Consider the following 7,852-nt stretch of genomic DNA (forward strand, 5'->3'; position numbering starts at 1 on the left):
GCCTCCAGCTGCACTTCGACTTTCGATAGCAGCAGCGGATGGCATAGCGGGATCAAATCCCATGTTTTTTTGGCCGCCTGAATACCGGCAATACGCGCCGTTGCGAACACATCGCCTTTATGATGCTTGCCGGAAACAATCAGAGTAAGCGTCTCCGGTGCCATATGGACGAATGCTTCCGCCCGGGCTTCACGCACGGTCTCCGTTTTGCCAGAGACATCGACCATATTGGCCTCACCGGAAGCGTTGATATGAGTAAATTGGTTCATCGTATTATTTCCCTAGGTGAGGCATAAAATTGCACGGACGGTGGCTGGCATCCAGCTGTTCTTTGATAATTTTCGTCCAGCCGGTACGACAGGCACCTGTCGAGCCCGGCATAGCAAAGATAACGGTCTTATTGGCCATTCCGGCAACGGCACGGGACTGGATTGTTGAAGTACCAATCTCCTGATAAGACACCATACGGAAAACCTCGCCAAATCCCTCGACCTGCTTATCAAATAACGGGATCAACGCCTCTGGCGTATTATCTCTTGAGGTAAAGCCAGTTCCGCCAGTGATCAGTACCGCCTGCACCTTCTCATCAGCAATCCACTGAGAGACAATCGCACGGATCTGGTAAACATCATCGATCACGATTTTTTTATCGGCTAGTTTATGACCGGCTTCTTGCAGCGACTCGGCAAGGTACTGGCCCGAAGTATCATTGTGTTCGGTGCGCGTATCTGACACCGTCAATACAGCCACATGTGCTGGTTCAAACGCAGTTTCTGCATGACCCATTACAGTAATTCCCAAACTGAAGTAGTAGTAAGTTGAAATGTAGGCAGCCTGACCAGTATCCAATACTGATCAGGGCTCAATATCATCCACCGATTGAGGCAAGGTGCGGCGTCATACCGGTATTACCGTCATCAAGGAAGTGACCGACAGCCTTTTGCTGCAGTCCACCTTGAATACGGTCTATCAGCTCCCCACGCTGGTCGTCAGCTTCCAGCAAGTCACGTAAGTCGACGCCATGATCACCAAACAGACACAGGTGGAGTTTACCGTTAGCCGATATTCGCAAGCGGTTACAGCTTTGGCAGAAGTCTTTCTCATACGGCATGATAAGACCAATCTCACCCTCGTAATCCGGATGGCAAAAGACCTGCGCCGGTCCGTCATTGTTACTTCTTATTTTCAGAAGCCAACCGTTCGCGATCAGATGGTTGCGGATACTGATACCAGAAACATGGTGTTTATTGAACAAGTCGTTCATTTCACCCGTTTGCATCAGCTCGATAAACCGAAGTTGAATTGGACGAGTCTTAATCCAGTCGAGGAACTTGGGTAGCTCCTGTGAATTAAGATCTTTAAGCAGGACAGTGTTAATTTTAACCTGTTCAAAGCCTGCCTCAAATGCAGCATCGATCCCCGTCATCACCTGGTGAAACATGTTCTCACCAGTGATCTGGTAAAACATCTTCGGATCAAGACTGTCGACACTGACATTGATATGGGTTAGCCCGGCATCGCGCCACTCACCAACATGCTTTGCCATACGATAGCCGTTGGTTGTTGTCGCCACTTTACTGATACCCGGCTGAGAGGCCACAGTACCAATAATATCGGTGAAATCACGGCGCAGACTCGGCTCACCGCCCGTGATACGTACTTTAGTCGTACCACAGTCAGCAAATGCCCCTGTCACACGTTTGATCTCATCAAGCGTCAGAAAAGAAGGCTTCTTCCTTTCTGCAGGCTGATAGCCGTCAGGCAGGCAGTATGTACATTTGAAATTACATACATCTGTAACTGAGAGTCGCAAGTAATAAAACTTACGATGAAAATTATCTTCAAATTGATTCGCCACGGAACACCTTTCCAAATACGGGAGGCCGATGCATTTCTTTGTCGACCCTGGTGACTACCTGTCACTGGCTTGATCCACCTATTGTCATCCCCGAAAGGCTGCAACTTAGTGAATAAAGCTCGGAGTTATGGCTGCTACACATTTTATTGTATCGCCTAGCGACATGTGCAGCGGCTTAATTATTATAACCTATCAGATAACTTGCTTTATTGACAAATCTCTGAAAAAAACGTGTTGCATTCTACCTTTCGCAAGAATTCACGACAATACTACTAAAGGGAAGAGAGTTAACAATTCTCATAAAAAGTGGGGGAATTATGTCCAACATTATTGAATCTGCGACTGTTGACGATATTGCACTCTATTTACAGCGAGAAGAGGGACTGGATGCGAAGCATGCCCATGAGCAGGCAATGCGGGTAATTGATGGTTTCAATGACATGATGGAAAAGGGGATCATAAAAGGCTGGTACTTCAATGAGCAAAGCCACCTCGAATTACTGCCTAGTGATAATGCGCTAAAAATCATAGCAAACCAAAAATAATTCGCATAATGCACACTGCAATTTGCAGTCGAATTCGCAATATGCAACAAAGGGTACTGAATCAAATTTAAACAAGTATAAATATGGCCAAATAGCGGTATGAAATTCCGGCATCACAATTGCATTGTCTAAGTTACCTAACAACTATAACGACAGTTGGAGCCGATTATGAAACAGTTAATACCGCTACTTTTTCAACAGCGCCATGTGTTACCGGGTGGAAGAATGCCAATACGAGTTGCCCCTGGACCGCAAATGGATGCTTTCAAGGTTGCCCTAACCTCTGATATTGGCTTTGGTATTTGTATGTTTGACGAAGCTGAGCATGGCCATCACTTCTTCCATATCGGAACCCGAGTGACTGTCGAGGACTTTGACACGTCAGCGCTGGATGGCTCTTTGATTGTCACCGTCTACGGCCATGAAAACTTCCGAATCAACGCTCTGGAACAAGACGATAGCGGTGTCTTCTCCGGGGAATATGACATTATCCCTCAGTGGCCGGAAGTCGAAATTCGCAACGACCAAATTGTTCTGGCTGACAAACTTAAACAAATGTTCAGCAAACATCCTGAACTCAACCAACTCAACTTAAAAAAAGAGTTCAACAATTTAAGCTGGCTATGTCAGCGCTGGTTAGAAATACTGCCGGTGCCCGCCAGCGAGAAGCAAGCGCTGCTTAACACGCCTAACTGCCAGGATACCTACGATTACCTGATGAGTATCATGCAAAAGCCGCACTAGCCGTATTTCATCCCAATACACTGTCGTTCTATGTGTGTTTACCTCTCGTACTCTGTACGGGAGGTTTTTTATTATGAAATTAGCACCATACGTGACATACACTCCATCTCATCCCGACCTATTTGTAATTCACATAGCGATTTGTATACACTGACCGCACTATTTTAATAACAGATTTATGCAACTACGGCTATGACTACACCAAATATTGCTGATGCTAAAATTGTTGCCATTGGCGGCGGACATGGCCTTGGCAGGATCCTGTCGGCACTCTCTGACTATGGCTCTCAGGTTACAGGAATTGTCACGACGACCGACAATGGGGGCTCTACTGGCCGTATTCGAGCCTGCCAGGGAGGAATTGCCTGGGGAGATACCCGAAACTGTATCAACCAGCTCATTACCGAACCCTCGGTAGGCTCAATGATCTTCGAATACCGGTTTCGGGGCAACGGTGAGCTAAGTGGCCATAATCTGGGTAACTTGATGCTTAAAGCTCTGGATAACCTCTCTATTCGTCCGCTAGAAGCGATCAACCTAATCCGTGACATGCTCAAGGTGAAAACCCATATTGTGCCCATGTCTGAGCACCCTGCTGATTTGGCAGCCATGATTCAAAGTGGCGAAATAATCAGCGGCGAAACCAGCGTGGATGAATTACAGGAAGTGCCGCAGCGACTCTATGTCGAGCCCGCCGTTCCAGCCACAAGGGAAGCCGTCACCGCCATCGAGGAAGCGGATGTAATTTTACTGGGGCCAGGCAGCTTCTTAACCAGTGTCATGCCACCACTGTTGCTCAAAGAAATCGAACTTGCTCTTAAGAGCTGCAACGCCAATATCGTCTTTGTCACTAATCTGGATAAAGAGAGTGGACCTGCCGGGATGATGTCCCTTGAGACAATGCTACATTGGTGTGAAAGGGCAATGGGTGGACGCCAAGTTAATGGCGTCCTGTCGGATCAATACCGTTCTGAACTAGATGCGAGATATCACCAGGTGATTGAAGATCTAGCCTCAAGCAACCACGAATGGCGTCATGATCGCGAGAAACTAAAGCATGCGATTGATAAGCTCATCGTTGCTAGCTAACTGTTTGTATTCTACAGCCATTCCCTTGACCATCTGTGTAAACTCAGACAGGTGGTCATTCATCCATTGCTCCTGACCTTGTTTCACCCGAGACTCACACTCTTGCGCCATTTCAGCTAGCTCATCAGCGCCAAAGCTCGCCGCACTACTTTTAATCGCGTGACTAATTTCCCTGACCTGACTGATAGTAGGTTGATCTGATAACTGACGTAAGTACTGCTCCAGCTCGTCACTGAAGACGTTTAGCAACAGTGTTACTGTGTCCTGACCAACCTCTTCAGATAAGCGCTTGATTGTAGATGCATTAATACTCATTGCCATTTATTTTATCTCCCTGTTACTACCTGCCGCTTCCTGCCAGGCCTGTAATTTTCTATATATCGTCGATGGGCTGACTTCCAACAAGCCCGCTGCTCGGGGAATATTTCCCTCACACGCATCAATCGCCGCCTGAATGGCGCGTTTCTCAACAACCCACAAGGGTTCAATTTGTGATTTATCGATGGAATGATTGTGAGAAACCCCATCACGAGTGTCCGCATTATTTTGCGGTTCAGCAGTTAGCTCAATAGTACGTGCAATTTCTGCGCCACCTCCACCAGATATGGGCGGCGGGACCATATTCAACGTGACCTCTTCACCAGTATTCAGTACCACTATGTTTCGGATCACATTTTGCAGTTCACGGACATTCCCCTGCCAGCTATGCCGCTGAAACAGATTGATGACCTCTGGAGAGAAGCGACTAAAGTTCTTGCCTTCTTCGACTGACATCAGAGCCAATAAAGCATGGGCAATTTCAATGACATCCTCACCACGATCCCTGAGCGGCGGCAAGGTAACGGGAATTACATGCAGGCGATAATACAAGTCTTCACGAAAACGCCCTTCCTGGACCTCAATCCATGGATTACGGTTGGTTGCACACACAAAGCGTACATCCACTGTGCTCGTTTTCGATGAACCGACTTTCTGGAAGGTGCCGGTCTGGATAAAACGCAATAACTTGCTTTGCAAATCCAAATCCATTTCGCAAAGCTCATCAAGAAACAGTGTCCCCTTGTTAGCAAGCTCAACAGCTCCCTGCCTTTCGGTCGAAGCACCGGTAAACGCCCCTTTAACATGGCCAAAAAGTTCGCTTTCTATGAGCTCTTTAGGAATCGCCGCACAGTTCAAAGCAACAAAAGGATGGTCATTTCGCGGGCTTGCCGCGTGCACTGCTTCTGCACAGACTTCCTTACCTGTGCCGCTTTCACCGGTAATAAATACCGTTGCCTTACTAGAAGCCGCAGACTCAATCACTCGATACACAGCCTGCATTGGAAGGCTGTTACCTATAAATCCTTGGTACTGTGCCCCACCCTGTTTGGACTTCTGGCGCTCCTTCGGTGATTTATTCTCTTCTTTCAACGCATTGTTTACGGTGATCCGTAAACGGTCAGCTTCACACGGCTTGATCAAAAAGTCCTGAGCACCATGACGCATGGCTTCCACGGCCACGTCGATAGAACCATGTGCCGTCATGATCACCACCGGAATATTACCGTGCTCTCGACGTACAGATTCCAGCACCTCCATGCCCGTCATATCAGGCAGTCGAAGATCAAGCAATATTAAGTCAGGAGTAATATCTTTGACGAAGCTGAGTGCTTCCGTCCCGGTCCCGACAATACTGACCATTAAACCCAGGGGATTTAGGTAAGATTTGTACAAGGCCGCAACCGAGGCGGTATCTTCTACCATTAATACTTGTCGCTGAGTTGACCTGCTGTCCATTGCCCCTCCAAAGCCTTTCTTCCTAAACTAATTGTAATCAAAAGAAAAAAAACTGTTATGAGAAATTTCAAATTTTCTAAATTCCCATTATGAATCGCATATTGATTTGCAAAATGCAAATAACAAGGCGATAGATAAAGAAAATGGTGACAAATTACTCGCGAAGCGTCGCAAAAAAGTCCAATTACCTAGGACAAAAAAGTTGGCACGGAGTCTGCATTATCTAAATTGACTCTTTCCTGAGAGTCAACCTAGCCAACTGACGTTGTTTGTGGAATTATTTCACTAAAACAATGACGCCAACCGAATCTGTTCTCGGTTGGCTTTTTTTTTATGAGGGCTTGAGAAGGAGTACAAGAGCCTAACAAGGCCCTTGTGATGTTAGCTGTTTACAATGAACTGCTCTCGCATAGTCTGGATCTTATCACGCAACTCGGCGGCTTTCTCAAATTCCAGGTTCTGCGCCAAATCATACATTTCAGATTCTAACTGCTGAATTTCAGTTTCCAGCTGCTGTGGCGACATTGTCGTATAGGTGCCTTTCTGCTCAGCAACTTTATGAAGCTGTGCTGCCTTATTTGTCTTGCTGCGCTTACCTGGCTGACCTAACTCCATAATGTCAGACACCGCTTTATTAAGCGCCTTCGGAACAATACCATGCTCTTCGTTATAGGCTTGCTGCTTTTCCCGACGACGATTAGTTTCGTTCATGGCCCGTTCCATCGATCCCGTAATACGGTCAGCATACAAAATAGCCTTACCTTCAAGGTTTCGGGCAGCACGGCCTATAGTCTGGATCAGCGAGCGCTCCGAGCGGAGGAATCCTTCTTTATCGGCATCAAGAATCGCCACTAAGGAAACCTCAGGCATATCCAGGCCTTCTCGCAGCAAGTTTATCCCTACCAGTACATCAAACTCACCCAAACGCAGATCACGGATAATCTCGACCCGCTCAACCGTATCAATATCTGAATGGAGGTAGCGCACCCTGACACCATGCTCATCGAGGTACTCGGTCAGATCCTCTGCCATCCTCTTTGTCAGCGTCGTAACCAGCACCCGCTCGCCTTTAGCCTCGCGGATCCTAATTTCTGACAACAAATCATCAACCTGAGTCGCTACCGGGCGAACTTCAATCTGTGGGTCAAGCAGCCCTGTCGGTCGCACAACCTGCTCGGCAATATCACCGCCTGACTGCTCGATCTCATACGCTCCCGGCGTGGCAGAAACGTAGAGAGTCTGCGGGGCCAGCGACTCAAACTCTTCAAACTTAAGTGGACGGTTATCGAGGGCGGACGGCAATCGAAAGCCGTACTCGACAAGGTTTTCCTTACGAGAGCGGTCACCACGGAACATGGCCCCAATTTGCGAGACGGTAACATGCGACTCATCAATGATCAGCAAGCCATCGGCAGGCAGGTAGTCAAACAGTGTCGGAGGCGGCTCGCCCTCAGCACGGCCGCTGAGGTAGCGTGAGTAGTTTTCGATACCGGAGCAAAAGCCCAGCTCGTTCATCATTTCAATATCAAACTGGGTTCGCTGCGAAATTCGCTGCTCTTCTACCAGCTTGTTGTTTTCAAGCAATTGCTTTTTACGAACCTCGAGCTCAACCTTAATTTCCTCTACAGCCTCAAGAATGCGTTCACGCGGGGTGACATAGTGAGTCTTAGGATAGATGGTACAACGGGGCAAATCTCGCTGCAGCACGGCTCCTGTCAGCGGATCAAAAGCACTGATACAATCCACTTCATCGTCAAACAACTCAATCCGTATCGCATCTTTTTCCGATTCTGCCGGGAAAATATCAATGACTTCTCCCCGGACGCGGAAGGTGAGATCG

9 protein-coding genes and 1 riboswitch are annotated in these 7,852 nt (G+C 47.7%); of the genes, 3 read left to right on the plus strand and 6 right to left on the minus strand.

The window, feature by feature from the left end; genetic code table 11:
* The 3 genes from MHN01_RS10020 to moaA all read right to left on the minus strand — a co-directional run.
* Nucleotides 1-269: cyclic pyranopterin monophosphate synthase MoaC (locus MHN01_RS10020; RefSeq protein WP_304622849.1), on the minus strand; the 269-nt coding region annotated here is incomplete at its 3' end.
* 4 nt (nucleotides 270-273) lie between these two features.
* Nucleotides 274-786 (minus strand): molybdenum cofactor biosynthesis protein B, encoded by a 513-nt coding sequence (gene moaB / locus MHN01_RS10025; protein ID WP_239411224.1) that lies wholly within the window; start codon nucleotides 784-786, stop codon nucleotides 274-276.
* 82 nt (nucleotides 787-868) lie between these two features.
* Complete coding sequence (gene moaA / locus MHN01_RS10030; protein ID WP_239411225.1) at nucleotides 869-1,858, minus strand: GTP 3',8-cyclase MoaA; 990 nt, start codon at nucleotides 1,856-1,858, stop codon at nucleotides 869-871.
* Nucleotides 1,847-1,995, minus strand: a riboswitch (molybdenum cofactor riboswitch). Its footprint overlaps the gene before it by 12 nt.
* Nucleotides 1,996-2,175: 180 nt before the next feature.
* Between moaA and MHN01_RS10035 the strand changes: the two genes are divergently transcribed.
* The 3 genes from MHN01_RS10035 (at nucleotide 2,176) to yvcK (ending at nucleotide 4,236) form a co-directional block, all read left to right on the plus strand.
* Nucleotides 2,176-2,403 carry a hypothetical protein gene (locus MHN01_RS10035; RefSeq protein ID WP_239411226.1) on the plus strand — a complete coding sequence of 76 codons (228 nt, stop codon included), beginning with the start codon at nucleotides 2,176-2,178 and terminating at the stop codon, nucleotides 2,401-2,403.
* 168 nt (nucleotides 2,404-2,571) lie between these two features.
* Nucleotides 2,572-3,147, plus strand: a complete 576-nt coding sequence (locus MHN01_RS10040) for an LON peptidase substrate-binding domain-containing protein (RefSeq protein ID WP_239411227.1) — start codon at nucleotides 2,572-2,574, stop codon at nucleotides 3,145-3,147.
* Between the two features lie 192 nt (nucleotides 3,148-3,339).
* On the plus strand, nucleotides 3,340-4,236 hold the full coding sequence (gene yvcK / locus MHN01_RS10045; protein WP_239411228.1) for a uridine diphosphate-N-acetylglucosamine-binding protein YvcK: 897 nt from the start codon (nucleotides 3,340-3,342) through the stop codon (nucleotides 4,234-4,236).
* On the opposite strand, the gene MHN01_RS10050 is transcribed toward yvcK, so the two are convergent.
* The 3 genes from MHN01_RS10050 to uvrB all read right to left on the minus strand — a co-directional run.
* The gene (locus MHN01_RS10050; protein ID WP_239411229.1) at nucleotides 4,198-4,557 is read right to left on the minus strand and encodes an Hpt domain-containing protein; all 360 of its coding nucleotides are present in this window, start codon (nucleotides 4,555-4,557) and stop codon (nucleotides 4,198-4,200) included. The genes yvcK and MHN01_RS10050 overlap by 39 nt on opposite strands.
* Entirely contained in the window at nucleotides 4,558-6,012 is a 1,455-nt protein-coding gene (gene luxO, locus MHN01_RS10055) for a quorum-sensing sigma-54 dependent transcriptional regulator LuxO (protein ID WP_239411230.1), read from the minus strand.
* A 381-nt stretch (nucleotides 6,013-6,393) separates the two neighbouring features.
* Nucleotides 6,394-7,852, minus strand: a 1,459-nt coding sequence (gene uvrB, locus MHN01_RS10060) for an excinuclease ABC subunit UvrB (RefSeq protein WP_239411231.1), incomplete at its 5' end; no start/stop codon positions are given.

The organism is Photobacterium sp. OFAV2-7 (assembly GCF_022347985.1).
Classification (GTDB): Bacteria; Pseudomonadota; Gammaproteobacteria; order Enterobacterales; family Vibrionaceae; genus Photobacterium.

What these genes read in the sequence shown, in the direction of transcription:
- MHN01_RS10035 (WP_239411226.1), top strand. Translation starts at nt 2,176, where the DNA reads ATGTCCAACATTATTGAATCTGCGACTGTTGACGATATTGCACTCTAT.
- yvcK (WP_239411228.1), top strand. Translation starts at nt 3,340, where the DNA reads ATGACTACACCAAATATTGCTGATGCTAAAATTGTTGCCATTGGCGGC.
- MHN01_RS10040 (WP_239411227.1), top strand. Translation starts at nt 2,572, where the DNA reads ATGAAACAGTTAATACCGCTACTTTTTCAACAGCGCCATGTGTTACCG.
- luxO (WP_239411230.1), bottom strand. Translation starts at nt 6,012, where the DNA reads ATGGACAGCAGGTCAACTCAGCGACAAGTATTAATGGTAGAAGATACC.
- MHN01_RS10050 (WP_239411229.1), bottom strand. Translation starts at nt 4,557, where the DNA reads ATGGCAATGAGTATTAATGCATCTACAATCAAGCGCTTATCTGAAGAG.
- moaB (WP_239411224.1), bottom strand. Translation starts at nt 786, where the DNA reads ATGGGTCATGCAGAAACTGCGTTTGAACCAGCACATGTGGCTGTATTG.